The 26,018-nt window shown below is 42.8% G+C and carries 24 protein-coding genes; 1 reads left to right on the top strand and 23 read right to left on the bottom strand.

The features are described from left to right. Window positions 1-25: 25 nt before the first annotated feature. From NVS78_RS07025 to NVS78_RS06920, 22 genes are all read right to left on the bottom strand, one after another. Complete coding sequence (locus NVS78_RS07025) at window positions 26-1,177, bottom strand: FecR family protein (RefSeq protein ID WP_286358551.1); 1,152 nt, start codon at window positions 1,175-1,177, stop codon at window positions 26-28. Between the two features lie 101 nt (window positions 1,178-1,278). Then, window positions 1,279-1,848, bottom strand: coding sequence for an RNA polymerase sigma-70 factor (locus NVS78_RS07020; RefSeq protein WP_286358550.1), 570 nt, complete (start codon window positions 1,846-1,848; stop codon window positions 1,279-1,281). A 55-nt stretch (window positions 1,849-1,903) separates the two neighbouring features. After that, window positions 1,904-3,283, bottom strand: coding sequence for a D-alanyl-D-alanine carboxypeptidase/D-alanyl-D-alanine endopeptidase (dacB, locus tag NVS78_RS07015; protein ID WP_286358549.1), 1,380 nt, complete (start codon window positions 3,281-3,283; stop codon window positions 1,904-1,906). A 10-nt stretch (window positions 3,284-3,293) separates the two neighbouring features. Further along, entirely contained in the window at window positions 3,294-3,491 is a 198-nt protein-coding gene (gene xseB / locus NVS78_RS07010; RefSeq protein WP_041503975.1) for an exodeoxyribonuclease VII small subunit, read from the bottom strand. Continuing rightward, a complete protein-coding gene (gene xseA / locus NVS78_RS07005; RefSeq protein ID WP_286358548.1) occupies window positions 3,469-4,869 on the bottom strand; it encodes an exodeoxyribonuclease VII large subunit in 1,401 nt (466 codons plus the stop codon). Before xseA ends, xseB begins: the two co-directional genes overlap by 23 nt. A gap of 4 nt (window positions 4,870-4,873) precedes the next feature. Continuing rightward, window positions 4,874-5,479 (bottom strand): ribosome biogenesis GTP-binding protein YihA/YsxC, encoded by a 606-nt coding sequence (gene yihA / locus NVS78_RS07000; protein ID WP_041503976.1) that lies wholly within the window; start codon window positions 5,477-5,479, stop codon window positions 4,874-4,876. Window positions 5,480-5,582: 103 nt separating this feature from the next. After that, window positions 5,583-7,412, bottom strand: coding sequence for a DEAD/DEAH box helicase (locus NVS78_RS06995; protein WP_286358547.1), 1,830 nt, complete (start codon window positions 7,410-7,412; stop codon window positions 5,583-5,585). Between the two features lie 91 nt (window positions 7,413-7,503). Next, entirely contained in the window at window positions 7,504-8,712 is a 1,209-nt protein-coding gene (gene ftsZ, locus NVS78_RS06990; protein WP_286358546.1) for a cell division protein FtsZ, read from the bottom strand. 12 nt (window positions 8,713-8,724) lie between these two features. Then, entirely contained in the window at window positions 8,725-10,047 is a 1,323-nt protein-coding gene (gene ftsZ / locus NVS78_RS06985; RefSeq protein WP_286358545.1) for a cell division protein FtsZ, read from the bottom strand. A 19-nt stretch (window positions 10,048-10,066) separates the two neighbouring features. Continuing rightward, window positions 10,067-11,239, bottom strand: coding sequence for a cell division protein FtsA (gene ftsA / locus NVS78_RS06980; RefSeq protein WP_286358544.1), 1,173 nt, complete (start codon window positions 11,237-11,239; stop codon window positions 10,067-10,069). An 11-nt stretch (window positions 11,240-11,250) separates the two neighbouring features. Then, window positions 11,251-11,976 carry a cell division protein FtsQ/DivIB gene (locus NVS78_RS06975; RefSeq protein ID WP_286358543.1) on the bottom strand — a complete coding sequence of 242 codons (726 nt, stop codon included), beginning with the start codon at window positions 11,974-11,976 and terminating at the stop codon, window positions 11,251-11,253. Between the two features lie 20 nt (window positions 11,977-11,996). Further along, the gene (gene murC, locus NVS78_RS06970) at window positions 11,997-13,361 is read right to left on the bottom strand and encodes a UDP-N-acetylmuramate--L-alanine ligase (protein ID WP_286358542.1); all 1,365 of its coding nucleotides are present in this window, start codon (window positions 13,359-13,361) and stop codon (window positions 11,997-11,999) included. 9 nt (window positions 13,362-13,370) lie between these two features. Beyond that, on the bottom strand, window positions 13,371-14,468 hold the full coding sequence (gene murG / locus NVS78_RS06965; RefSeq protein ID WP_286358541.1) for an undecaprenyldiphospho-muramoylpentapeptide beta-N-acetylglucosaminyltransferase: 1,098 nt from the start codon (window positions 14,466-14,468) through the stop codon (window positions 13,371-13,373). A 27-nt stretch (window positions 14,469-14,495) separates the two neighbouring features. Then, the gene (locus NVS78_RS06960; RefSeq protein ID WP_286358540.1) at window positions 14,496-15,773 is read right to left on the bottom strand and encodes an FtsW/RodA/SpoVE family cell cycle protein; all 1,278 of its coding nucleotides are present in this window, start codon (window positions 15,771-15,773) and stop codon (window positions 14,496-14,498) included. Between the two features lie 15 nt (window positions 15,774-15,788). Continuing rightward, window positions 15,789-17,126, bottom strand: coding sequence for a UDP-N-acetylmuramoyl-L-alanine--D-glutamate ligase (gene murD / locus NVS78_RS06955; RefSeq protein WP_286358539.1), 1,338 nt, complete (start codon window positions 17,124-17,126; stop codon window positions 15,789-15,791). A 10-nt stretch (window positions 17,127-17,136) separates the two neighbouring features. Further along, window positions 17,137-18,387 (bottom strand): phospho-N-acetylmuramoyl-pentapeptide-transferase, encoded by a 1,251-nt coding sequence (gene mraY, locus NVS78_RS06950; protein WP_286358538.1) that lies wholly within the window; start codon window positions 18,385-18,387, stop codon window positions 17,137-17,139. Window positions 18,388-18,389: 2 nt separating this feature from the next. Continuing rightward, a complete protein-coding gene (locus NVS78_RS06945; RefSeq protein WP_286358537.1) occupies window positions 18,390-19,841 on the bottom strand; it encodes a UDP-N-acetylmuramoyl-L-alanyl-D-glutamate--2,6-diaminopimelate ligase in 1,452 nt (483 codons plus the stop codon). Window positions 19,842-19,846: 5 nt separating this feature from the next. Further along, entirely contained in the window at window positions 19,847-21,949 is a 2,103-nt protein-coding gene (locus tag NVS78_RS06940; RefSeq protein WP_286358536.1) for a penicillin-binding protein, read from the bottom strand. 17 nt (window positions 21,950-21,966) lie between these two features. After that, window positions 21,967-22,347, bottom strand: a complete 381-nt coding sequence (locus NVS78_RS06935; RefSeq protein WP_286358535.1) for an FtsL-like putative cell division protein — start codon at window positions 22,345-22,347, stop codon at window positions 21,967-21,969. A gap of 1 nt (window position 22,348) precedes the next feature. Further along, window positions 22,349-23,245 (bottom strand): 16S rRNA (cytosine(1402)-N(4))-methyltransferase RsmH, encoded by an 897-nt coding sequence (rsmH, locus tag NVS78_RS06930; protein WP_286358534.1) that lies wholly within the window; start codon window positions 23,243-23,245, stop codon window positions 22,349-22,351. Window positions 23,246-23,307: 62 nt separating this feature from the next. After that, entirely contained in the window at window positions 23,308-23,763 is a 456-nt protein-coding gene (locus NVS78_RS06925) for a division/cell wall cluster transcriptional repressor MraZ (RefSeq protein WP_286358533.1), read from the bottom strand. A 454-nt stretch (window positions 23,764-24,217) separates the two neighbouring features. Beyond that, window positions 24,218-25,330 carry an XRE family transcriptional regulator gene (locus NVS78_RS06920; protein ID WP_286358532.1) on the bottom strand — a complete coding sequence of 371 codons (1,113 nt, stop codon included), beginning with the start codon at window positions 25,328-25,330 and terminating at the stop codon, window positions 24,218-24,220. A gap of 97 nt (window positions 25,331-25,427) precedes the next feature. Between NVS78_RS06920 and NVS78_RS06915 the strand changes: the two genes are divergently transcribed. Beyond that, complete coding sequence (locus NVS78_RS06915) at window positions 25,428-25,616, top strand: hypothetical protein (RefSeq protein WP_286358531.1); 189 nt, start codon at window positions 25,428-25,430, stop codon at window positions 25,614-25,616. Window positions 25,617-25,744: 128 nt separating this feature from the next. Here the strand turns inward: NVS78_RS06915 and NVS78_RS06910 are convergent, their stop codons facing one another. Further along, window positions 25,745-25,993 (bottom strand): hypothetical protein, encoded by a 249-nt coding sequence (locus tag NVS78_RS06910; protein WP_286358530.1) that lies wholly within the window; start codon window positions 25,991-25,993, stop codon window positions 25,745-25,747. Window positions 25,994-26,018 lie beyond the last annotated feature (25 nt).

Below are 26,018 nucleotides of genomic sequence, written 5' to 3'. Positions count from 1 at the left end.
TCCTACGTCTGGTATCCGTGTTTTTTTATTGATACAGAATCACCGTATTTCCACTTATTCTATATTTCAACTCACCCGTACCTTCCAGTAATTGGAGAAAAGAATTTATCGTATCGTATCGTTTGAGATTACCCGTAAAACGCACCTCTTTCAAATGATGCGATTGATAAAAAACAGTCACATCATACCATCTCTGCAACGTTTTCATAATACCTTCCAATTTCCGATCTTTAAACACGTACAAACCGTCTTTCCATCCTACATACTCGTCTACATTCACTTTCCGACATGCCACCTCTCCCGTTGGAGAAGCCATTACCTGCTCGCCCGGCTCAATCGCGAGTGAATCCCCATGTCCGATATAAGCCACTTTTCCGCGAACCAATGTCGTCATCATCTTCTCTTCCGGATAAGCAGTAATCCCGAATGCGGTACCCAAGACCCTCACATCTCCCAACTTAGAATGCACGATAAAAGGCCGTTTATCTTTCTTTATGTCAAAATAAGCCTCTCCTTCTATATATATTTCCCGTTTACCCTCTCCGAAACGAACGGGGTATTTCAGTTTACTCTCCGCGTTAATCCAAATACAAGAACCATCTTCCAACGCCACGTAGCATTCCGCTCCCGCGGGTACGATCAATTCATCGTATTCGATTGCATCCGTAATCGTATCCAATGAAACATAAGTTAATTTCCCGGCTTCATACTGGATTTTCGTGCCTCCCCGTTCCTCTATTTTTCCCTCTTTATCCAACACGATCTCATTCGCCCGCTTCTCTCCCAATTTCAAATAGGCCTTGGCTATTCCCGGTCGGATAACCGTATTTTCAGCATACCGTAGTTGTTTTTCCTCCTGCCTATTTAACCATAGCCCTGTCCCGATTCCCAACAATATGAAGACAGTTGCAGCAACGGAACAGCGCAACAACCGTTTTCGCAACATTAATCTCTTTATTTGCCGTTGCTCGAATTTCCGGAAAGCTTTTTCCGGCGAATACAACCCATACTTTGCCAACTCCTCTTCCACGTAAACATCGTCGGATATATCCGTATATACCCGATATAAAAAAGGATTTTCCATCAACTTATCGAACTCTTCCCGTTCTTTTACAGTCAATTCCCCGGAAAAGGCTTTCCGAAACAAAAAAACAACCCGCTGAAATTTATCGTCCATTTTTCTATCTCCATTTTATATAGAAAATGCACGTACCGACTTTTGGTATGACAAAAAAGATGATTTTTTACCAATATTTTAGAAAAACGCCCGGTATTATCTTACACATAATAGGTTAGCAGAATAAGAAAAACGGAATCTTTCAATTTTTCCCGCAAAAATTTAAAACTCCTGTTTTTTTGAGTTTTCACCGTGTGTATCGTGATCCCCAACTGGTCAGCGATCTCTTGCCCGGAGAATCCCTTAATACTGAGTAAAATAATTTTCCGCCTGTCTTCAGGCAACTCATTAATATAACGATACAATTGCCTCAGCAATTCCTCGCGTACCGTATCGGCAAAAACCTCCTCTGAAAATTCTTCCTGGCATTCCCGTAACATTTGCCGTAAATGCTGTTCTTTACACTTCAAACTTCGAATATGCATCATGGCCTGATTATAAACGGCCCGGTACAGATAAAAAGTAAAATCGCCCACCTGTTCAAACTTTCTATCCGATCGCCAAACGTTACACAACACGTCCTGCACCAAATCTTCTGAAACGACAACATCTTTAATCAACCGGTTCACGTAGGCACATAAAGCCGCATAATAAGAGACATAGACACTTTTCCATGCCTTCACGTCTTTCTCATTAACACCTTGAAGAATCTGTTCCGGATTTATAGACATAACACTTCATCACAGAGTAAAAACCATGATAAACAAAAGTAAATATTAAATCGGATTACTCCAAACCTTTGCTCGTATCCACCAAAAAATTCCGAACGGCCTCCTGCAGCTCTTTCGAAGTACAGGTATAATGATTGATCAGTATGGTAAAAGCCAGTTCCTGTCCGTTTCTTGTTGTCAAAAATCCGGAAAGGGTACGCACTCCGGTAAAGGAACCGGTTTTTGCCCGCAGATTATTCCGCAAAACAGGATGATCGGCATAAACAACCAGTCCGCCGTCCACTCCCCCTTCAGGCAAAGAAGCCCAGAAAGACTTTCCCAAATGCAGACGGCTCCACAACAAAAGATCGGTAAACACTTCCGCGGGAACAGCATTTTGCATAGAGAGCCCGGAAGCATCTTTTAAAATGATTCCGGCCGTATCAATCGCCATTCCCGCCAAACGCTCCTTCACCTCCTGTCCGAAACGGTCAGGACTGACCAACTTACCTAAAGCTTCCGCAAATAAATTTATGCTCCTCTTATTCGTGTAAAAAACAATCTCTTCTACGGTCGGAGAGATAAAAGTATGCAGAGGATGTACTGAATCTCCGGATACGGACGTATCGCTTATTGCTATTCCCTGTCGTCTCAACCGTCTCTTCAACTCATCACAAACGGTTTCAGCAGGGTGATGCATGGCTCCCTTCACTTCAAAGGAAGAAGATTTCGCGGTGATATTTCCTTTTAACAATAGTTTCTCCGTGTAAGGACCGCCATAAATCCAGACCTCCTCCTTTTTCAGATCGGAAACCGTTACCCGATTTACAAATTCCACATTTATCGAAGGAACTACAGAAATAATTTTTGCCATTCCCGCAGTTCTTTCCGGTTTCAACGTAACAGTATATAAATTGTCCCGGTAATTAAAAGAATGATAAAGTGCCCCGTAATAATTGGCGATATCTTCCCATAACCAAGACCCCGGAATTTCCACCCGAGCCTTTTCACGAACGACAACAGTTCCCTCTATCCGATAGATCCCCAATACCTTTATAGCTTGAATAAGCGTATCCATAAAACGTCGGGCAGGGAAGTAACGGGAATCCAAACAAGGATCTCCTCCCGCCTCAATCACAATATTTCCTTTCAGAATCCCATTCGTTATCTCTCCCGTATAGGTGACGGGGGTAGAAAAAGTATAGGCCGGACCCACCTTTTGCAAACTCAGAGCCGTACAGAACAACTTTGTCACAGAGGCAGGTATTAAGGCTGTTTCCGAACGATATGCACTTATGATTTTTTGATCACCCACCCGCTTTACAGATATTCCGATAGCAGCATGCTTTAAACCGGGTGTAGAGAGTAATTTTTGCAATGCACTATCGACCTGAGCCGAAAGCGGAAAAACGATCAGCCCGCAAAATAATAAAGTATATAAAATCCGTTTCGGCATCCCCCAAAATTCAAACTTCCATTGATTTCAAAATATTCTCTACCTCCTCCTCCGTCTCGTGCAACTTAGCTTTACAAAAAGCAATCAGTTGGGAAACCCGCTTCACCTTCTCCCCCAATTCATCTATATCTAATTTATTATCTTCCAACTTACTGACAATACTTTCAATCTCGGCCATTGCCATTTTATAGTTCAATTTCTCTTCCATACTCTTCTTTTCTGTTTTTTATTTCGCTCGTTATTTTACCATGATACAATTCCGTCTCGATCACATCTCCCGCTTGTAAACCGGTAATGTCTCTCACTGATTTTCCATTTATCCGGGTAATCGAAAACCCGCGTTTCAATACATTTTTCGGATTCATATACCTCGTTTGGGCCTCTGCCATCTCCAAACGATGGTTTTGATAAGAAAAGCAATTGCTCACTCGTTGTTCCAACTGCCTACCGTAATTCTCCAGCAACATGGTCTGACGCCCTAAACTCAACCGCACCTTTCCTTCCGCACGCGTTTTCCATTGCTCGAATCCGCCCAGTTGATTCCGGATAAACAACTTAGAACGATGTTCTGCCTTTTGTAATTGAAATACCAGGCTATTCTTCCGGTTATCCAAAAGAGCACGGGTAAACTGCCTGAAATTGGAGACCAATACGTATTGTCTATTTTTCTCCTCGGCCAACCGTCGATTTACATTCATCCTCCATCGTTCCCGCAAATCTTCTATTCCAGCTTCCCTTGCCTGAAACTGCTCAATCAAAAAGGCTGCTGCTGCCGTCGGAGTTTTCACGCTCTTAAAAGCGACCCTATCTACAATTGTCTCATCCCGTTCGTGACCGATTCCGGCAATAACAGGTAGCGGGAACTGAGCCACGTTTGCCGCCAATTCGTAAGAATCAAAACTCCCCAAATCGGTTTGAGAACCTCCTCCCCGAATAATCACGACCACATCGAACAAAGAGTCGTATTCATATACCCGTTCCAAAGCCGCAATCACAGACGCTGTCGTATTTTCTCCCTGCATCACTGCCGGGAATAACTTTGTATGGAAAGCATAACCGAAAGGATTCCGATGCAACTGATCTACGAAATCTCCATATCCGGCGGCTGTCGGAGAAGATATGACGGCAATAACTTTAGGTAAGGGAGAGAGTTCCAATTCCCGGTTCATACGGATAACTCCTTCCTGTTCCAAGCGATCCAGTATCTCTTTTCGTTTCCGCTCCACATCTCCTATGGTAAAGGTAGGATCTATATCGCGAATGTTCAAAGAATAGCCATAAACTTCATGAAACACGACCTCCACACGAACCAACACTTTCATTCCCCGTTGTAAAGATTTTCCCGTGGTCGTTTCAAAATAAGGTTTTAACAAGCGATACGTGAATGCCCAAATCGTCGCCCTGGCCGTGGCGACAATCGCATCATCCTCTTCCCGTTTCTCCACCAACTCGATGTAACAATGTCCCGAACGATTCTCTTTGATATCAGCAATTTCCGCCACAATCAATATCCCCTCGGTGAAACTCTCCTTCAAAGTCTGTTTCACCAAATTATTCAGCTGATATAGCCCTATAGGTTCCATCATCTCTTTATTCCAACTCTACCGTTTTATTCAATTCTTCGATGTAATCCAAAATTTCCATGCGACCGATCCCCTTTTCCGACGAAGTCAAAAAAGCCTTAGGCAGACTCTCCCATTGTTCGGACATGATTTTTCCGTATTCCTCTATGCAAGTTTTCTGGCGGGTTACGTTTAATTTATCGGCCTTCGTAAATACCATAACAAAAGGAACCCCATTCTCTCCCAACCAAGCCATAAACTCCAAATCAATCTTTTGAGGTTCATGACGACTGTCGATCAAAACAAACAGACAAACCATATTTTCCCGTTTCAGAATATAGTTTTTAATCATAGGTTCAAATTTGTTCCGCACCGATTTTGCAGCTTTCGCGTAACCGTATCCCGGTAGATCGACCAAGTACCATTCATTATTAATCAGAAAATGATTGATCAACTGTGTTTTTCCGGGAGTACCGGAAGTTTTGGCCAACTTACTATGGTTTGTAAGCATATTGATTAAAGAAGATTTTCCCACATTAGATCGACCGATAAAAGCATATTCATGCTTATCAGGAACGGGGCATTTATCCACCTCCGTATTACTCATTACAAATTTTGCGTTATATACTTCCATAATCTTTTATTTTAGACTTTCAAAAATACAAAAAAAAGAGCTGTCCATAAAATAAATTTCCAGCTCTCTCTTTTTCTATATAAAACAAAAACGCTTGTTTTTATTAATTTCCCGCGGAAGAACGTCTGAAATTCCTCGGTTTCTTCGGATTACTTCCCGGTTTCCCTCTCCGTTTCCCCTCTACCTCCTTCTCACGTTTTCCGCTATCCCTACGTTCAAAACGATCTCTTCCTGATCTTCCGCTACGGCCACCCCGGCTTCCCCCTCTATCCCTATCACCACCTCTTCCACGGCTACTTTGACCGCGATTGGATATCGCTCTGATGGTTAAAGGAATTCCATTGAATATCGCCCTACTGAAATCCGAAGCGAAATCCGCGGCACTCTCCTCGTCGATTTCAAACTTCGTATCCGTATCGTAAATCCGGATTCCTCCTACTTCCACTCCTCTACGACGCGAATGCTTATTAATCAAGGCCATCAGATCTTTAGGAGTTAATCCGTCTTCCCGACCAATATTCAACGAAAAAGCACTAAAGACAGTGTCACCGCCACGTCCCCGGCGTTCGCCTCTTCCTTCCCGTCCGCCACGTTCACTACGCTCTTTTTCCGTCAAGTTAAGATCCTCCGTATTTTTATACTTCTTCAACAATTTACCGAACTCGAAAGAGACCAAATGCTGAATCAACTCCTCCTTCGTATAATCGGCAAATTTATCAAACACGGTCTGCTCGAAATTCTCCAGGTTATCCTGTTGCTCTGCCGCAAGTATCTGATCGGCGTAATAGGCTAATTGAGCTTTACAAATCTGATCTCCCCCGGGAACCTGTTGATAAACGAACGTTTTCTTCAACATGTTTTCGATACGACGCAACTTACCCTTCTCCTTGGAGTGAATGATAGCAATGGAGATACCCTCTTTTCCCGCACGCCCCGTTCTACCGCTCCGGTGGGTATAACTTTCGACATCATCGGGCAAATTGTAATTAATAACATGGGTCAGACAATCCACGTCCAATCCCCTGGCAGCCACATCCGTAGCGACTAACACTTTCAGTCTTTTGGAACGAAAAGCGGACATCACGTTATCACGTTGGGCCTGACTCAGGTCCCCGTGCAATGCATCGCAATCGATCCCGTCCCGCTGTAAATGTTTGGCTATCTCACTTGCATCATTTTTAGTCCGCGTAAAAATAATGGCATACATATCAGGAGCACAATCGATTACCCGACGTAATGTTTCATAACAATCCTTCGCTCTCACCATATAATAGTGATGCGAGACCGTATCAGCTCCCTGATTTTTCTTTCCTACGGCTATCTCTTTCGGATTGACCAAATAATTTTTAGCAATCCGTTCTACCTCCTTCGGCATTGTCGCCGAAAACAGATAAGTGTTCTTATCCTTAGGAGTCTCCTCCAGAATAAAATTCAGGTCTTCCTGAAAGCCCATATTCAACATCTCGTCCGCCTCATCCAAAACTACGGCAACCACGGATTCGATATCTACAACCTTCCGTTTTAACAAGTCTACCAACCTTCCCGGTGTAGCCACGATAACATGAACGCCCCGTTCAATCTCTTTGATCTGCCTGCGGATATCCGTACCCCCGTAAACGCATGCGATTCGAATATCCTTGCGATATTTGGAGTAGTTCTTTAAATCATTTCCGATCTGCACACATAATTCTCGCGTAGGACTCAAAACCAGAACCTGGGTGCTTTTCCATTCCGGTTCGATTTTTTGCAATAAAGGCAATCCGAATGCTGCTGTTTTCCCCGTTCCAGTCTGGGCTAAAACTACCAAGTCATTTTCTTCGCCCAAAATTACAGGGATCGTCTTCTCTTGTACAGGACTCGGTGTTTCAAAACCTAAATCTGCAACTCCCTTAAGAATTTCCCCGTCTAAACCTAATTCTCTAAATTTTTCCATTAATGTAATTAAATTAATTCCATGATGCCACTTGTAATCCTTTGTCCATAATCTCCAACCACAAACAACAAATTACGATTATTTTTCCGCATCATACTCTATCTATTTTTATTTGTCTCCGGGTATACGCCGGAGTCGTTTCCAATTCTTTTATCTTCTCTTGCGGCAGGTCCGGTTGTAAAATCACATCCGATTCCTTCAAGATGACCTGCACGTAATCCTTCACCCCATCCTTTATTTTCTTTATCCGTTCCGGATCTTCTTCCGTTTCCGACATTGTTACGGGTATCCCTCCTTTGATAGGTGCGGTAAAGGTATTTTCCACATCATTGGTAGAAAAACCGGTGGCAATTATCGTTACGGATATGGAATCTCCCAAGGATTCATCCGTACCGACCCCCCAAATGACAGCGGCATTATCTCCTACTTCCTTAATAATATAGGATGTTATCTCGCTCATCTCATCCATTGTAATTTCATCCGTACCGGAAGTAATATTCAACAAGATATTACTGGCTCCCAAAACATCACTCTTATTCAACAAAGGGCTGTTTAAAGCATCGACAATAACCCTTTTGGCCCGGTCTTCTCCCGAAGCCTTTGCCGCCCCCATGATAGCGATACCGCTATCGGTCATAACAGTTCTCACATCGGCAAAATCCACGTTTATATACCCCGGCAAAGTGATGATTTCCGCTATACCCTTTACGGCCGTATTCAATACATCATTAGCCTTGGCAAAGGCTGTAGACAAGGTTTGCGAACCATAAATCCGCTGAATCTTTTCATTATCGATAATGATTAACGAATCCACATAGCCCTTCAGCCTCCGTACCCCTTCCCTTGCTTGCTCCAAACGTTTCGGACCCTCAAAACGGGAAGGGATGGTCACGATCCCCACGGTAAGAATCCCCATCTCCTTGGCAACCTTGGCAATTACCGGAGCTGCTCCCGTTCCGGTACCACCCCCCATAGCTGCCGTAATGAACACCATTTTCGTGCTGTTTCGCAATAACTCCTCTATCTCCTTAAAACTTTCATTGGCAGCAGCCTCTCCCACTTCCGGACGGTTTCCAGCCCCACGGCCTTCCGTCAAAGCTCTGCCCAACTGAATCTTTATGGGAACCTGACTATGTTCCAATATCTGATAATCGGTATTACACAACACGAAATCTACATCGCAAATCCCTTGTTTATGCATGTATTCGACGGCATTACCGCCTCCGCCACCTACTCCGATTACCTTAATAATCGTAGGGGAAATTTCGTTCTGGTTAAAATTTATCAATCCATCTACCATGATCATCCGCTATTACAATTCAGTATCTCTACTCATATCTTCACTAAACATTGTTCCGAGTTTACGTTTAAACCAACTGTCCACATCCGGAACCTCGTTTATTCCCCGTTTCCGGTTTCGATCCGGATGCTGTTTTTCCCGAATTTCTTCCTCGAAATCTTTCTCCTCCTCTTTTTCTATAGCTTCCATCTCTTTTCGTTGTCGTTCCCGCTGCAAACGCCGAAGCCGGTTCTCCTCCTGCTTCTGCTTACGCTGTCGCTCTTCTTCCTCCAACTTCTTCGGATCTACCACCTTCAACTCAAGGTCTTCTATCTCCTCTACCTTAAAAGAGATAGGCGAACACTTCGTATCCACAGGAACACCATTAAAACCGGTAGCTATAACAGCCACCCGTAATTCGTCTCCTAACGAATCATCCTTTCCGGCTCCCCAAATTACATTTACATCGTAACCGACCAACTCTTTCAAATAATCGGTTATCAAAGTGATCTCATCCATCGTGATCTCCTTGTTCCCGTATAACATATTCAACAATATATTGGAGGCTCCCCGTATATCATTACTATTCAATAAAGGAGATTCCAAAGCCATTTTGACGGCATCCAATGCCCGATTTTCACCTTCCGCCTCCCCGGCCCCCATCAACGCTACCCCGCTATTTCTCATAACCACTTCCACATCAGCAAAATCGACATTAACAAAACCTTTTAGCGTGATGATTTCAGCTATGCTCTTAGCCGCAATAGTCAAAACATTATCAGCCATTTCAAAAGCTTTGGACAACTTCAAATCCCCATACATATCGCGTAATTTCTCATTACAGATAATCAGTAAGGCGTCCACGTATTCTACCAATTCATCCACCCCGGCCATAGCCTGTTCAACCCTCCTTTTTCCTTCAAAATTAAAAGGTATCGTAACGATTCCAATGGTCAATATCCCTAATTCTTTGGCCTGTCTGGCAATAATGGGAGCCGCTCCCGTTCCGGTACCTCCTCCCATGCCGGCAGTAATAAAAATCATCTTTGTATTACGCTCGAGAATCGTCTTTATGTAATCCAAGCTCTCTTCCGCCGACTGGCGTCCGCGTTCCGGCAAACTTCCGGCTCCCCGGCCTTCCGTCAACTCCTTTCCGATCTGTATCCGGTTCTTGACAGGACTAATCCGCAAGGCCTGAATATCCGTGTTACAAATAACAAATTCGACACCTCGAATTCCTTGTCTGCACATGTGATTCACGGCATTACTCCCGCCTCCTCCCACTCCGAACACCTTGATGATCGACTCCTCCTGTATCGGGGCATTTAACTCCAGCAAAGTACCTTCACTAAACATAACTGAAACCATTAATTCGTTAATCATTAAAAAGTTCTCCGAACCACCTCTTCATCCGACTTCCGGACTTTTTCTGTTCTTTCCGCTCGCATCGCAGCAAACCCAATGCCGTTAAATACTCCGGTGTCTTCAATAAAACACCTTTTTCCGACGACACATTTACGGCCCGGGCTACTCCCACGCTATGACCCGACAATTTCGACAATAAGGTATCCACACCGACAACACGGCTTCCACCTCCGGTCAACAAGACTCCTTCATCGAGATCTTCGTAACAACCGCTCTGCTGCATTTGGAATATGGCCCCTTCTAAAATCTCTTCCAAACGACACTGTTCCACATAAGCCAAATTATGACTCTCTATACAATATTTTGTTTCGGGAATAATAACTTTTCGATTCTTGCATTCGGCCCGAAGAGCCATTCCGTATTCATGTTTTAATTTTTTAGCCTTTTCGAGATCCCGAATAGAAAAAGCCACATTCAAATCCGATTCGATCGTACGGCATCCTAACGGCAATTCCGAATAAAACAAAACCATTCCATTCTGGAATACAACGATCTTCGTACTTTCGGCTCCTAAATCGACAAGGGCAAAATTCTGATTCTCTCCCGGCTTGGTCACCAAAGCACTCGTCACGGCCCGAACGACCGAATAAATTTCCAAATGTTCGACACCTATACTCGAGAATAATATTTTCAACTCCTCTAACATCTCCTTCGATAGAATGAAAACCTGATAACGTACGTCCAAACGACGGGCCGAACATCCGACCGGATCGTTTACGACCTCCTTATCTATAAAATAAGCCATCGGAACGACATCCACAACGACCTCGTTCCCATTCTCCAAAGTATTCCTACACCTCTTTTCCAACTCAATCAAATCATGCTGGGTCACCCCCTGCGACTTGGCATATTTTAAACTTTCCCTATCCTCCAATACCTTCACCCAACTCCCCGAAAGCGCAATGTTCAAAGAATCAATATGCACGGAATGTTCGCTTTCGAATCCATCCAACAATTGCTGTATGCAAGCTTTGGCCCTGAGTTTATCAATTATCTTTCCCCGTTTTATGCCTTGAGACGCAACACTCATGACACCTACAAGACGACAATCATCCCCGGTTTTCTCTGCCAAAGCCATCACCATGGTCTCCGACCCCATATCCAAAGAAGCTACGTATCCCATATCCTTTTATTTTATTTTCTAACACAAACCACCTGATCTTTAAATTTTAAATTTACCTCTTTATAGCGATTCCACCCTTTTTTGGCAATTCCTTGCTTTAAAAAAAGCATCAACTTGTCCATTCTCTCCTCGCAATCATCCACTTTTCCGAGGATAATTTTAAAATCACCTACTTTGGGTATCATTATAATATCTTCATTTTGAAGTACCACAATCTGTTCTATGTAAGCATTCCAAAATGAATGATCCCTCAGTTTTTTCACGAAAGGACATAATTTTTCGCAAGCAAATTTTTTAGTAATGTTACCAGTAGCAACAATAACCCTGGAAGTAAACTTAGAAGACAACGGCATCACTTTTCCGTCCGCATCAACGTAATAACCCTCACCTGTCAATACTCTTAAAACAGGTTCACGTTGTTCTATACCCACATGAAAATAACCATCTAAACTGTAGTAAACCTGAACCGATTTTATCATCGGATTTCTGACAAGTATTCTTTCCAAACTATCTTTATTTACTGCCTTAATACCCTGATTCAGAATTCCTCCATACCCATTCTTTATCATTTTCAAGATATCCTCTTCACCGACGAACACATTCATCGTGGTATCTTTGACAGTAACCCGTACCCCTCTACATGTTACCTCCCCCATTTTTGTCGCTGCAAAGGTAAACACAATTATCAGGTATGCAAGCAATATGATAAATATTATGTAAGGTACGATACGTTTCATGCTACATTTCTCTTTATAAACTAAACACTATACGTCGATTTTTTCCTATCGTTAAAGATTTTCGTAAAAATCGGTATAAAACGATCGATATCGCCCGCCCCCATTGTCACGAATACTCCTTCTTTCACGTTCTCTCTCACGTATTCCGGAAAATCTTCTTTGGTAACCCTCTTTACGGGTACGGTTACCCGGTCCGCAATCAAAGCCGAGGTCACACCCGGAATCGGCTCTTCCCGCGCCGGATAGATATCCAACAAAATCACCTCATCGGCTAAGCTTAAGCCACGGGCGAAATCAGGATAAAAGTCATTCGTACGAGAATAGAGATGAGGCTGAAAGGCAACCGTCAATCGCTTATCCGGCCACATTTCCCGGATAGAAGAGAGAGCGGCCTCTATCTCCTTCGGATGGTGGGCATAATCATCGATATAGATCATATCCCGATTTTTCACGTGCACGTCAAAACGCCGGGCAACCCCTTTAAAAAGAGGCAAAGCCATCCGAATCTCGTCCGGGGTTACACCCGCCTGCAAAGCCACCGCAATAGCAGCCGTTGCATTTTCAACATTCACCCGTCCCGGAAAACAAAGTCTCAGCTCTTCTATTACTCCTTCCGGAAACACGTAATCAAACACATAACTACCGTTTTCCACCCGCAAACGATCCGCGTAATAATCCGTTTTTTCTCCTGCCGCATAAAAACCGGTCACCGCTCGTTGCAAGGTCAGCCCTTTTCTTAAAAACAGAGGACCCTTCGTCTGGAGGGCAAAAGCCTCAAAAGCCTCCAACAGCTTCTCATGCGTTCCATATATATCCAAATGATCCGCATCCATCGCTGTAATAACAGCAACCTCCGGATGAAGGTGCAAAAACGAGCGATCAAATTCATCCGCTTCAATAACCACATAATCCGAATTTCTGTCGATCAGCAAATTCGTTCCGAAATTAGCAGATATTCCTCCTAAAAAAGCATTGCACCCCACGTGAGAATGATTTAACAAAAAAGCCACCATCGTCGTCGTCGTCGTTTTCCCATGAGTTCCGGCTATGCACAATGCTTTTTTATCTTTCGATATCAAACCCAAAACTTCTGCCCGTTTATGCAGAGAGTAACCGTTGTCTCGGAAATAAGAAAGTATTCGATTCTCTTCGGGAACCGCTGGAGTAAACACCACTAACGTACTCTTTTTATCTTTGAATAAAGAGGTTATTTCCCGAACATCGTCCGTATAGGTAATGGAAAATCCCTCCTCCTCACCCATTTTTCGGGTCAAGGGTGAAGGTGTCTTATCGTAACCTGCAACCGCATAGCCCATAGCCTTAAAATAACGGGCTAATGCACTCATTCCGATTCCTCCGATTCCTACAAAATAAACGTTTTTCATACGCTCGAATTAAAACAATTTTATAATTTCTTTGGCTATGATCTCGTCCGAGTCTTTCACGGCTAATTTCAATATATTGGAAGATAACTCTCTTCTCCGCTCCTCCTGATTCAACAAATCATACAAAACATTTCCCAGGCTATCCTCGACTTCCGCATCCTTTATCATGACTGCAGCCTCTTTATTCACCAAAGCCATAGCATTTTTGGTCTGGTGATCTTCTGCGACATTAGGAGAAGGCACCAATACGACAGCCTTTCCCAGTAAACACAACTCGGATATCGTTCCGGCCCCGGCACGCGCCACTACCAGATCGGCACAAGCATAAGCCAGATCCATCCGTTTCAAAAAGGGTAACAATTTTACATTGGCTGGCCATTGCTCTCCTAATTGTTGTTTCAATGTTTCGTAATAATATCCGCCGCATTGCCACAACACCTGTACGTTTTTCCAATCGGAAATCTCTTTTAAATGTTTCACCACAGCCTTATTGATACTGCCGGCACCCAAACTGCCGCCGGTAACAAGAATCGTTGTCCGGAAAGCATCCAAACCATAGAACGTTATCCCCTCGTCCCGTTCTTCGGACGCTTTCAACAGATCCTTACGTACCGGATTTCCCGTAAATATAATCTTGTCTTTTTCAAAAAAACGCTCCATCCCTTCATAAGCGACACATATTTTCTTCGCCTTTTTGGCCAAAATCTTATTCGTAACTCCGGCATAGGAATTTTGCTCTTGCAATACCAAAGGGATTCCGGCATTGGCAGCGACCCGCCCGATAGGGCCACTGGCATATCCCCCGACACCGACAACGACATCCGGTTCGAACTCTTCAATTATCTTTTTTGCCTTGCGCAAACTCTTCCAAAGATTCAACAAAACCTTCACGTTTTCGAAAGTCAGCCGTCTTTGTAAGCCGCGTACCGGTAAACCTACAATTTTATATCCCGCTTCCGGAACCTTTTCCATTTCCATCTTCCCTTCTGCCCCGACAAACAGAATCTCAATCTTGTCATCCAAACGTTTCAGCGCATTTGCAATAGAAAGTGCCGGAAATATATGCCCTCCCGTTCCTCCTCCGCTCACGATTACTTTTTTTACCATCTCAAAATCCAATTTAAACTTCTATTTCTATTCATTCTGATAAACAGGCTCCCGTTCCCCGTACTCCTCTTCAATATCCTCCTCTATATCTTTTGCTCTTTTTCTCAGTTTCTCACTTTTTATTCTTTGTTTCTCGCGCTCTTCCCGCTCTCCCTCCTCCGAAAACGTATGGCTCACGCTTAAAATCATACCAAAAGCCGCACTCGTAAAGATAAGAGATGTTCCTCCCATACTCATTAAAGGCAAAGGTTGCCCGGTAACGGGCATTAAGCCTACGCATACTCCCATATTAACAAGCGCCTGAAACACAATGCTAAGTCCCAAACCCGTTACTAAAATAGCGGGAAATGTCCGGGTACACCGACGCACGATCACCCCGATCCGATACAGGATGATCAGGTACAAAAGCATAACGACCCCCGCTCCCAATAAACCGTATTCCTCGATAATAATAGCAAAAATGAAATCCGAATACGGATGAGGCAAGAAATTACGCTGTACGCTATTCCCCGGTCCCAAACCGACCAATCCCCCTTTTGCAACGGCAATTTTCGCTTGATCCGACTGATAAGAGTCATCGCTATTAACCGATTCCGGATTAAAAAAATTCACGATACGGCTTTTCACGGTAGCGATACGGCCGATTTCTGCCACCTTGGGCACGGTGAAAGCCAATACCAACAGCACCACTATTGTCGCCACAAGAGCCCCGACCGACATCGCTATCAGTTTTAACCTCAATCTACCGACAAACAACATGGCCAAACAGACTAAGCCCATCAACAACGAGGTCGAGAAGTTGTCCAAAAAGATCAGAAAAATGACTGGTCCCGCGACAAACAAAATCTTCTTCAATGCTTCATCGTCACAGCAACGCTCATTCTGATAAAAAGCGATGACCCTGGCGCAATACATGATAACCCCCAATTTTGCCATTTCCGAAGGCTGAAAGGTAAAACCTATTCCCGGAATAGTCACCCAACGACCGGCATCATTCAAAGTTGTCCCGGCAAACTTAGCCCATAACAAAAAAATGAACGACATCCCCAGAACAATCTTTGCAAAAGAAAGAAAATACTTGTAATGAATGGATTGTAAGGTCAGAATGACCACCAAACACCCCGACATCAAAATAACCTGTTTGATCAGGAAATAACTGGTATTACCGCTACGGACACGATAAGCCAAACTACCCGTCGAAGAATAAACGACCATAACGGAAGCAAGCATCAAACCGATAATAACATACCAAAGTATCCTATCACCTTTAAAAGAGAGTTTTTTCCTTAAATCAAACCAGTTCATATCGTTTTATATAGATCACTTTAGGGCTTTTACTTTCTCTTTAAACAATTCTCCCCTATGCTCGTAATTTTTAAACAAATCAAAACTGGCACAACAAGGAGAAAGCAAAACGACATCCCCGGCAACAGCCCTGCTGTAAGCCACGGCAATCGTCTCGTCCAACGAATGCGTATCCACGATCTCACATATACCGGAGAAACTATCTATCAATTTTTTATTATCCACCCCCATACAAATCAACAACTTCACCTTCTCTTTCACTAAATCGTTCAACACGCTGTAATCATTTCCTTTGTCCGTCCCTCCTGCAATCCAAATGACCGGAGCATGCATGCTATCCAAGGCATACCAGGCAGAATCCACATTGGTAGCCTTCGAGTCGTTAATATAAGTCACTCCACCGACTACCGCCACCGTTTCCAAACGGTGTTCCACTTGAGGGAAAGTGGTTAACCCTTTTCTTAAACTCTCGTCGCTCACTCCGGCTTTCATCGCGGCCAATATTGCAGCCATCGCGTTATACACGTTATGACGCCCCTGTATCGTAACAGCCCGTTTCTCTATTCGAAACACCCGGTTTTCCAGGCGAGCGACAATCGCATCGTCTTCTACATAAGCATTTAAACGGGAATCGGAAGTATAAGTGAATCCAACCGCCTCGGGTTCTATTTTCCCTTTTTCCACCCGTTCCCGGACAACGTCACAATCAGATCCGTATATAAACAGATCCGACGGCTTCATATTATTTACAATCCGAAATTTCGAGCCGACATAATTTTCGAATTTATAATCATACCGATCCAAGTGATCCGGAGTAATATTGGTCAATATCGCCGTATCGCATTTAAAACGATACATCCCGTCCAACTGGAAGCTCGACAGTTCGACCACGTATATTTCATGTCGATTTTCCGCCACTTGTGCAGCTAAACTGTTTCCCACGTTACCAGCCAACCCGACATCCATTCCCGCCCGTTTGAGGATATGATACAACAATAAGGTCGTCGTCGTTTTTCCGTTACTTCCCGTAATACAATACATCTTTGCATCACTGTGACGGCCGGCAAACTCGATTTCCGAGATAATCTCGATTCCTTTCTTTCTAATATTCTGAATGATAGGAATATGATCCGGGATACCAGGACTCTTCACAATCAAATCCGCCGCAAAAATCAACTCTTCCGTATGACGCCCCTCCTCAAAAGGGATCGCTTCTTTTTCCAATATATCTTTATACTTATCCGCCAATTTTCCTTTGTCGGAAAGAAAAACCCTATATCCCAACTTTTTCCCTAACAAGGCAGCACCGACACCGCTCTCTCCGCCTCCCAATACGATTAATTTTGTTTCCATGACTTCCACATTATCTTATTTTCAACGTCACAATAGTTAACACGGCCAAAGCAATCCCCACGATCCAGAACCGGGTAACGATTTTAGGTTCCGGGATACCTTTCTTCTGAAAATGATGATGTAACGGAGACATCAAAAATACGCGACGTCCCTCTCCGTATCTCTTTTTCGTGTATTTAAAATAACTTACCTGCATAACGACAGAAAGATTCTCCATCAAGAAAATCCCACATAGAATAGGGATCAATAACTCCTTATGAATAATAATGGCAAACACGGCAATGATTCCACCTAATGATAAACTACCCGTATCCCCCATAAACACTTGGGCGGGAAAAGAGTTGTACCATAAAAAACCGATCGTAGCACCAATAAATGCAGCGATAAAAACCACCAGTTCTCCGGAATGCGGAATATACATAATATTCAAATAATCAGCATATACCATATTACCCGACACGTAAGCCAATATTCCCAAGGTGGCCCCGACAATAGCCGACGTGCCCGTCGCCAGACCGTCCAGTCCATCTGTCAGATTAGCACCGTTCGACACGGCCGTCACTATTAAAATGGTAATGACAATAAAGACAATCCATCCCACCTCCTCTGCATATTTGCCCGCAAATACTCCGAACCAGGCGTAATCGAACTCGTTATTTTTAAAAAACGGAATGGTCGTTTTAGTCGATTTAACATCTTTTGCCAATGCTTTAACCGAATCTTTGGTAGAAAAACCTTCGTCTACCGTACTTACCAACTCGCCGACTTCCGAAAAAGAGACCTTTTCACGAATCACGACACCGTCATTCAGATAAAGAGTTAATCCCACGATTAATCCTAATCCTACCTGGCCAATTACCTTAAAACGTCCTTTCAGCCCCTCCTTATGTTTCCGGAAAACTTTGATATAATCATCCAAGAAACCGATTAACCCCAACCAGATCGTTGAAATAATCATCAATTGAATATAAACATTATCCAAGCGGGCAAAAAGAATAACCGGAAGCAAAATAGCCAGCAGAATAATAACTCCTCCCATCGTCGGAGTGCCTTTTTTCTGCATCTGTCCCTCTAATCCCAAATCCCGGATCTCTTCTCCGACTTGTTGACGCTGCAACATACGTATAATACGTTTTCCGACTACCGTGGCTATAAGCAACGATAAGATAATCGCACAGGCAGAACGAAAAGTAATGTAATGAAACATGCCCGCTCCCGGAAAATTTAACTGCTCCAAATAATCAAAAATGTGATAAAACATGGTTATCGATTAAATATTTCTTGAATAATTTCTTTATCGTCAAAGTGGTATTTCACCCCTTTTATCTCCTGATAATTCTCGTGTCCCTTTCCGGCTACCAGCACCAGATCTCCTTTTCGGGCCAACATCAAAGCCGTACGGATAGCTTCTTTCCGATCCGAAATAGCCAAGACCTTTACCTCTTCATGCCGGGGTATTCCGGCACGCATCTCTTCAATAATAGCCGAAGGCTCCTCGCTCCGCGGGTTATCCGAAGTCAATATCACTTTATCGCTCAACCGGCAAGCGACCTCAGCCATTTCCGGCCGTTTGGTACGATCCCGGTCCCCCCCTGCCCCGACAACGGTAATAACCTGATTATTTTTCCCCTTCAGATCCTGTATCGTTGACAACACATTCTCTAACGCATCCGGCGTATGAGCGTAATCCACTATCGCCATGATCCCCGTCGAAGACAACACGGTCTCAAAACGCCCCGATACCGGAACCAACAAACTCATGGCCTGCAAAATCTCCTCATTTTCCAATCCCAAGAGACAAGCAGAAGAATAGACTGCCAACAAATTATACGCGTTAAAATCCCCCGTAAATTTAGTCCATACCTCCCGGCCGTTCAATGTTAGCAACGTCCCGTCCAAATGCCGTTCGATGACCTTTGCATTAAAATCAGCCATTCTTCTACACGAATAGGTATATTTCCGGGCAACGGTATTCTGCAACATGACCGTCCCGTTCTTATCGTCCAAATTAGTCAAAGCGAAAGCCCGTGAAGACAATCCGTCGAAAAAGGCCTTTTTAGCTTCTATATACGCTTTGAACGTTTTATGGTAGTCCAAATGATCGTGCGTTATATTCGAAAAGATTGCCCCGTCAAAATCCAAACCGCTGATTCGTTTCTGATCAATAGCATGCGAACTCACTTCCATAAAACAATACTCACACCCGGCATCCACCATCTTCCGCATCAACGCGTTAATTTCCAAAGCATCGGGCGTTGTGTGCGTAGCCGCTACCTTTTCATCTCCGATATAATTACAGACGGTAGACAAAAGCCCGGCCTTCCCTCCTAAAAGACGAATCAATTCATACAACAAGGTAGCCGTTGTCGTTTTTCCGTTGGTACCGGTCACTCCTACCAGCTTCATCTTTTCCGAAGGATTACCGTAATAATTAGCAGCCATCCGTCCTAAAGCATCAGAAGAATCCTCCGTTACTACATAAGTTACATGACTTGACAAACTCTCCGGTAATTGCTCGCAAACAATAACTCCGGCACCAGCGGCAACAGCTTTATCGATAAACACATGCCCGTCGACATTCACTCCTCGCTGAGCCACAAAAAGATCATTCCTATCCACCTTTCTGGAGTCGAAATGAATAGCATGAACATCTACGTTCAAATCCCCTTCCACGGACAAACAGGCTACTCCATCCAATAGATCTCCTAATTTCATCTCTTTTATTTTAGTTCTATATTGACATAACTACCCCGTTGCACCCGGTTACCCGGTTGTAACGATTGTTTGTTTACGGTTCCCGAACCGCTTACCCCCACTTTCAAACCGCTATTCTCCAAAATATATAAAGCATCCCTTAACCCCATACCTTTCACGTTAGGTACCAAAGTTTCGGAAATACTTCTGGGTTTCAGTACAAAACCCTCATCATTCCGGGTCGTCATGACCCATCTCGACTCTTCGGCAGGTTCGTCGTCCACGTGAAATCCGAACTCATCGTATATACTCAAAAAATCCGATTTCAATCCGTTTTTACTGATGGGCAGTACAAACTCCTCCGGAACATCTTCCGACTCCTCAAACTCCAAAGAAGCCTTAGCGTATACCTTATCTGCGATTTCGCGAAACACATTTCCGGAAACGACATTCCCGTAATATCCTTTGGATAACGATGGATTTTCCACCACCACGATACAAGAATAAAGAGGATCATCCGCCGGGAAGTATCCGACAAAGCTGGCCCGGTATTTTCTTACTCCATATCCTTTGGAACGATCGGCAACCCTTGCCGTCCCGGTTTTTCCCGCAATTTTATACGGAGCGCGACTCAAGTTTTTCGCCGTTCCATTTTCCACGACCCCCTCCATCATATCCCGTAAGGCAGACAAAGTTTTATCGCTGCAAATATGTCGATCCATCACTTCCGTAGCAAACCGTTTAACAACATCTCCCCGGTTACGTATCTCCTTGACCAATCGGGGCTTCATTCTTTTTCCATCATTCGCGATGGCATTATAAAATGCCAACACCTGTAAAGGGGTCAGTTTCACTTCATAACCGATACTCATCCACGGCAAAGAGATACCGCTCCAATCCTTATCCGTCGGATATTTAATATAAGGTTCTCCCTCTCCCAATAATTCAATCCCCACCTTTTTATTCAATTGCATCGCGTAAAGACGGTTAATAAATTTTTCGGGTTGATTCTTGTAATTTTCATATACCAACCTCGAAATTCCGTTAGAGGAACGTTCAAATATCTGCTTCACGGTTATCTTGCCAACCGACTTACCATTCGACTCCCGCAATGTTTTTCCATAATAAGTATAACATCCGTCACCCAAATCAATTGTATCCTCCGGGTGTACATACCCATCCTCCAATATGGCCATCATAACCGCCGCCTTAAACACGGAACCCGGTTCTGCGGCATCCCCGATTGCATTATTCAACATTTCCCTATACCCTTTAGATGTTTTGGTCAGATTGGCAATAGCCTTAATATCTCCCGTTTTTACTTCCATCAGGATAGCAGTCCCGGCATCCGCATCGTAAAGCTCCATCTGCCGATCCAACGCATTCTGCACAATATCTTGAAAATCAACATCTATTGTAGTAATCACATCATTTCCATCCACGGGATCTTCAACGGTTACCGAAACCCATCGTCCGGACATCATTTGCCGTATACTACGTCCCAATTCTCCCTTCAATTCATTCTCGTAAGCCTCCTCCAGGCCGACGCGTCCTTCAAACGTCCCGTCGTTACCCTCATTTAAATAACCAATGGTTCGAACAGCCAAATTTCCATGAGGTTGCAAACGCACGTTTTCCCGCTCCGGAATCAGTCCGCTTCTACTCCCTTTTTCCCGAAAAATAGGAAACGTCTTCAACTCTTTCAACTCATTATAAGAGACCTTTCGCCGATTGATCAACAGATATTGATTCGGTTTAGCACCGTATTTCCCCTTCCACAACTTACTTCTGTATTCCACGGCAGGCGCATCCTTAAAAAAACGGGATAACTTTAAGGCTAAACTGTCTATCTTCTTTTTAAAAATATCATCCGGAACAGCCTTACAATCGAAACGCAGTGAATAATAGGGAATCGAACTGGCCAATACTCTTCCGTCCGCCGCACAAATATCTCCCCGGTTGGGAGCGACAACAAAGTCTTTCACGGAAACATCTCGGGATTTACTCCGCCATTTCTCTCCCTCCCAAATCTGGACATGCAAAGCCTTTACCACAATCAATGCGGCTATCCCCATCACGCAGATGTACACAAACCCCAAACGTCCGGCTAACTCATGCTTTATTGACATATCCCTATCGACACCCGTTAATTTTCGTATATCTTTGTCGGCGGTTCCTTACTCTCCACCAAATTCAATCCCTCTTTACGAATCTGTTTTATCACCTCCGATTGCGTACTGATTTTCATCAATTCCGATGCTGTTGTTATCGACTCGAATCGTAATTCACTCAGCTCCTTTTCCAACTTCACCTTCTTCATATACAATTTTTCCGTGTTATACCCGTTCGCAATATACAATATCCCCAAAACCGTCAAAAAAAGAATGAATAGAATATTTTTCCGCAACACTGTATCTGCCAAAATACGCCCATCCAAAAGTTCTTTCATGGACTCTCCCAATACCTCTTTCTTCTCTTCCGAAGGAGAAACAAAATCTTTATATTTTTTTTTCTTAAACCACCTCATACTACAACTTCTCTGCAATCCTTAACTTGGCACTCCGGGCTCTCGGGTTGCGATCGACTTCTTCCTCCGTCGGCACGATCACTTTTCGATTCACCAACTCAAAACTCTTTTTAACCCGACCATAAAAATCCTTTTCGACTTTTCCCTCAAAATTTCCGGACTTCAAAAAATTCTTCACGATACGATCTTCCAGCGAATGATAAGTAATAATTACCAAACGTCCCCCGGGACGCAACGCCATCTCGGCCTGTTGCAACATATCTTCCAAAGCTTCCAATTCTCCATTGACCTCGATACGCAAAGCCTGGAAAACCTGAGCCAAATACTTTTTCTCTTTCAATTTAGGAACGCATGGAGCTATAACCTGCAAAAATTCATCCGAACGAGCGATTTCCTTTTCTTCACGCCCTTTTACGATCAAACTTACCAAACGCCGGGCGTTCTCCACTTCACCGTAATCCCGGAAGAGGTGTATCAAAGACTCTTCGGTATAAGTATTCAACACGTCGGCAGCTTTCAATCGGTTTCTTCTATTCATACGCATATCCAACGTCGCATCAAAACGAAAAGAAAACCCCCGCTCCGCTTCGTCAAATTCATGCGAAGAAACACCCAAATCCGCCAGTATGCCGTCAGCGTGTTCAAAACCGCAATAACGCAAGAAGTTGCGTAAATAACGGAAGTTATGATTTACGAAAATAAACCGATCATCCTTCGGCACATTTTCCAATGCATCAGAATCCTGATCAAATCCTATCAAACACCCCTCGGATAGACGTTTCAGAATCTCTCTCGAATGACCTCCTCCTCCAAAAGTCAAATCCAAATAAACGCCGTCAGGATCAATATCCAATCCCGCCACCGACTCGTCCAATAATACAGGTACATGATATTCCATAACTTCTAATTTATGATTCACAATCACTTCCGAACCCGGAAATCGCAAGCCATGCGGCACGTTTATTTTTCCTGCTTTCCAAAAACCCGGGTCGTCAAATTTACAAAATCCTCCGTATCCATAGCACTTTCTTCGTAGTTTATTTTATCCCATATCTCTATTTTTGAATCCTGTCCTACCATCACGATATCCCCCACTACCTCAATACTATCCAACATCTTCCTGGGAATTAAAATTCGACCGTTTCCATCCAGCTCGACCTCCAAAACTCCCCGGAAAAATTCCCTCTTAAAACGAGACTCCTCTTGATCAAACGAACTAATCCGATTTCGTAAATCATCAATCAAATTCAACCATTCCCCCTTCGGATAAAGATCAATACATTTTTCGAAAATATTACGACGCAGAACAAAAAAACTCTCCCCCGCGGCAGCCGCCCCTTTGCGAAACGCCGACGGTACAACGACCCGTCCCTTGTTATCCGGTTTGCATGTATAATCCCCTATAAATGACAACATATAGTTTTTCTAATTTATGATGTAAAGTTATGAAAATATTCCCCACTTTAAACCACTTTGAACCACTTTTTTCAATATTTTTATTCAAACAGCTAAAATCTACTTGTAATCAACGCATTTATATATATAAGGGGCAAATCGAAAAGTGTATAAATGGGTTTTTGAAGAAAATCACGCCAAAGCCCGCTACAACTAAAGGTTTCAGCGTTTTTATGAAAAGTAGCCGACAAATCGAAAAGTGTAATTTACTATGATTTTGATTAAAATTACAGGAATAATAATTTAAACCTGACTATAAAAACCTATAATTTAAACAGCAATTAAATACCTTATAAATAGTGATTAAACAGACTTTAAACACAATGATTTTATTTCTTGCTTTTCTAATAAGCAATACCAATGTCACCATTTAGGTGATAATTTAGGTGATAATTTTTCTCCACCGAAAAAACAATCAATTACCCGCTCCAAGCTGACGACGAATCATTCCTAATTCATTCTTTATATCCGCAATATCATCTTCGAGTTCCGACACCTTATTATAATAGGATTGATGTATATTTGGCATCTTGGCCGAAATATACCATTCTGCATGCCAAATCGTATTTATCTCATCGTTTCGTAAATTAAAATTTGGATAATAGGCTTTATCCGGATTATCTGACATACAAACTATAAATCCTTTTTTTAATCGGTTTTTCACACGCTTTACATATGATTTTCCTTCCACATCAGAGACTACATATATCTGCTCATCAGGCAAATATTCCCATTCTGCACGGGTTAATAATCGAATAACAAGAAACGAACTATCTAATAATGTCGGAGCCATACTTTCCCCTTTCACTCTTACACAAAGATATTGAACTCCGGTTTTAATCATTGATTCAGGCAACGAAATAGTATCAATCACCTCTATATTATCCAGATTATAATATCCCGTCCCTGCCGCAACAGCAATATCAACTATCGGAATTTGAATTATACTAGAACTACACCCTACCGGACACGCATTTTTTCTCTCATTCCTCCTCGTTATCAAAGTTTCATCCTTCTCGTCTCCATGTGATAATTTTTCTTCAACCTGACCATTTACCTGACCATCTTTTACAGGCAAACTAATACTTTCACTAATACTTTTTCCCAACAACGTCTCACCCTCGGTAATACCCTTAGTAATACTTTCGGTAATATTTTTTTCAGAAGATGGATTGGATTTTTTTTCCAATAGGTATGCATCCGGGTATGCATTTGGGTATGCATTTTTTTTTACTACCTGATCGGACTTCTTTTCCGTTAGATACGCATCTGGATACGCATTCAGATACGCATTTTCTTTACATATCATTTCACCCCTGCCAGAAAACAAATAAAAGGGAGAAACACCAAATATATTTACAGTATTCTGTATTGCCTTTACACCAACATTACTTCGCCCCTTTATAATTTCAGTAATCATAGAAGTACTCACCTCAATTTGTTCTGCAAAATCCTTTGGACCAGCAATAACTTTAGTCGACAACAGATAGTTATAAACCTCTATAAATCTAACAGTAACATCGTTCATAAAAAAATATTTTACAGAATATTGTATTAATATTTTGAAATTACAGAACACTGTAATACATTTGTATCGAATTAATGAAACAAATCTACAAATAAAAATGGAATTACAAGAAATACGCGAAAAATTAAGACCCAAAGACTATGAACTAATAGCCACAAAGTTAAAAGGTCGTTACACGGAAAATACAATCAGAGCGCAACTGAAAGGAAGACGTACCCTAAAACAAGTTGTGAAAGAAGCCGCAGAAGAATTAATTAAAATACGAGAGAATTTCATTAACGCTTAAGTAACAGAAATATGACATTCAACACAAAACACGCATATAAAAAAATTGGACGACAATTTATAGACGTCCAATTAAAAAATTTCAGCAAGCAGGATTTGATAAATTATGGACAAACCCTACCTGACGAATCAGTCTTTACCCTTCTTTATTGTAAGGGTTGGCTTACCACATCCTGCAAACGGTTTGATTCTAACGGACGGCTGATCCACGAGAATAGTATTCTCTCGTTCTTCAAGAAGCCTTTCAAGTTCTTCATGTCCACAAGGATAAAACGTTTCATAAGAAGATTGTCCCGTGATCCGGAATGATGGTCTTTTTCCACAAACCGGACATTCAATATCATGCGCATCCCGCACTTTGTCCCAAAATTCACTCATGATGTTTACATTTTAGTTATTGGAT

The organism is Gabonibacter chumensis (assembly GCF_024741215.1).
Lineage (GTDB): Bacteria > Bacteroidota > Bacteroidia > Bacteroidales > Marinifilaceae > Gabonibacter > Gabonibacter massiliensis.
Note: the sequence above shows the minus strand (reverse complement) of the source record. Positions and strands in the feature narration are given on the sequence as shown.

Coding starts and splice junctions, on each gene's coding strand:
- NVS78_RS07025 (WP_286358551.1), bottom strand. CDS start 1,177: ATGGACGATAAATTTCAGCGGGTTGTTTTTTTGTTTCGGAAAGCCTTT.
- NVS78_RS07020 (WP_286358550.1), bottom strand. CDS start 1,848: ATGTCTATAAATCCGGAACAGATTCTTCAAGGTGTTAATGAGAAAGAC.
- dacB (WP_286358549.1), bottom strand. CDS start 3,283: ATGCCGAAACGGATTTTATATACTTTATTATTTTGCGGGCTGATCGTT.
- xseB (WP_041503975.1), bottom strand. CDS start 3,491: ATGGAAGAGAAATTGAACTATAAAATGGCAATGGCCGAGATTGAAAGT.
- xseA (WP_286358548.1), bottom strand. CDS start 4,869: ATGATGGAACCTATAGGGCTATATCAGCTGAATAATTTGGTGAAACAG.
- yihA (WP_041503976.1), bottom strand. CDS start 5,479: ATGGAAGTATATAACGCAAAATTTGTAATGAGTAATACGGAGGTGGAT.
- NVS78_RS06995 (WP_286358547.1), bottom strand. CDS start 7,412: ATGGAAAAATTTAGAGAATTAGGTTTAGACGGGGAAATTCTTAAGGGA.
- ftsZ (WP_286358546.1), bottom strand. CDS start 8,712: ATGGTAGATGGATTGATAAATTTTAACCAGAACGAAATTTCCCCTACG.
- ftsZ (WP_286358545.1), bottom strand. CDS start 10,047: ATGTTTAGTGAAGGTACTTTGCTGGAGTTAAATGCCCCGATACAGGAG.
- ftsA (WP_286358544.1), bottom strand. CDS start 11,239: ATGGGATACGTAGCTTCTTTGGATATGGGGTCGGAGACCATGGTGATG.
- NVS78_RS06975 (WP_286358543.1), bottom strand. CDS start 11,976: ATGAAACGTATCGTACCTTACATAATATTTATCATATTGCTTGCATAC.
- murC (WP_286358542.1), bottom strand. CDS start 13,361: ATGAAAAACGTTTATTTTGTAGGAATCGGAGGAATCGGAATGAGTGCA.
- murG (WP_286358541.1), bottom strand. CDS start 14,468: ATGGTAAAAAAAGTAATCGTGAGCGGAGGAGGAACGGGAGGGCATATA.
- NVS78_RS06960 (WP_286358540.1), bottom strand. CDS start 15,773: ATGAACTGGTTTGATTTAAGGAAAAAACTCTCTTTTAAAGGTGATAGG.
- murD (WP_286358539.1), bottom strand. CDS start 17,126: ATGGAAACAAAATTAATCGTATTGGGAGGCGGAGAGAGCGGTGTCGGT.
- mraY (WP_286358538.1), bottom strand. CDS start 18,387: ATGTTTTATCACATTTTTGATTATTTGGAGCAGTTAAATTTTCCGGGA.
- NVS78_RS06945 (WP_286358537.1), bottom strand. CDS start 19,841: ATGAAATTAGGAGATCTATTGGATGGAGTAGCCTGTTTGTCCGTGGAA.
- NVS78_RS06940 (WP_286358536.1), bottom strand. CDS start 21,949: ATGTCAATAAAGCATGAGTTAGCCGGACGTTTGGGGTTTGTGTACATC.
- NVS78_RS06935 (WP_286358535.1), bottom strand. CDS start 22,347: ATGAGGTGGTTTAAGAAAAAAAAATATAAAGATTTTGTTTCTCCTTCG.
- rsmH (WP_286358534.1), bottom strand. CDS start 23,245: ATGGAATATCATGTACCTGTATTATTGGACGAGTCGGTGGCGGGATTG.
- NVS78_RS06925 (WP_286358533.1), bottom strand. CDS start 23,763: ATGTTGTCATTTATAGGGGATTATACATGCAAACCGGATAACAAGGGA.
- NVS78_RS06920 (WP_286358532.1), bottom strand. CDS start 25,330: ATGAACGATGTTACTGTTAGATTTATAGAGGTTTATAACTATCTGTTG.
- NVS78_RS06915 (WP_286358531.1), top strand. CDS start 25,428: ATGGAATTACAAGAAATACGCGAAAAATTAAGACCCAAAGACTATGAA.
- NVS78_RS06910 (WP_286358530.1), bottom strand. CDS start 25,993: ATGAGTGAATTTTGGGACAAAGTGCGGGATGCGCATGATATTGAATGT.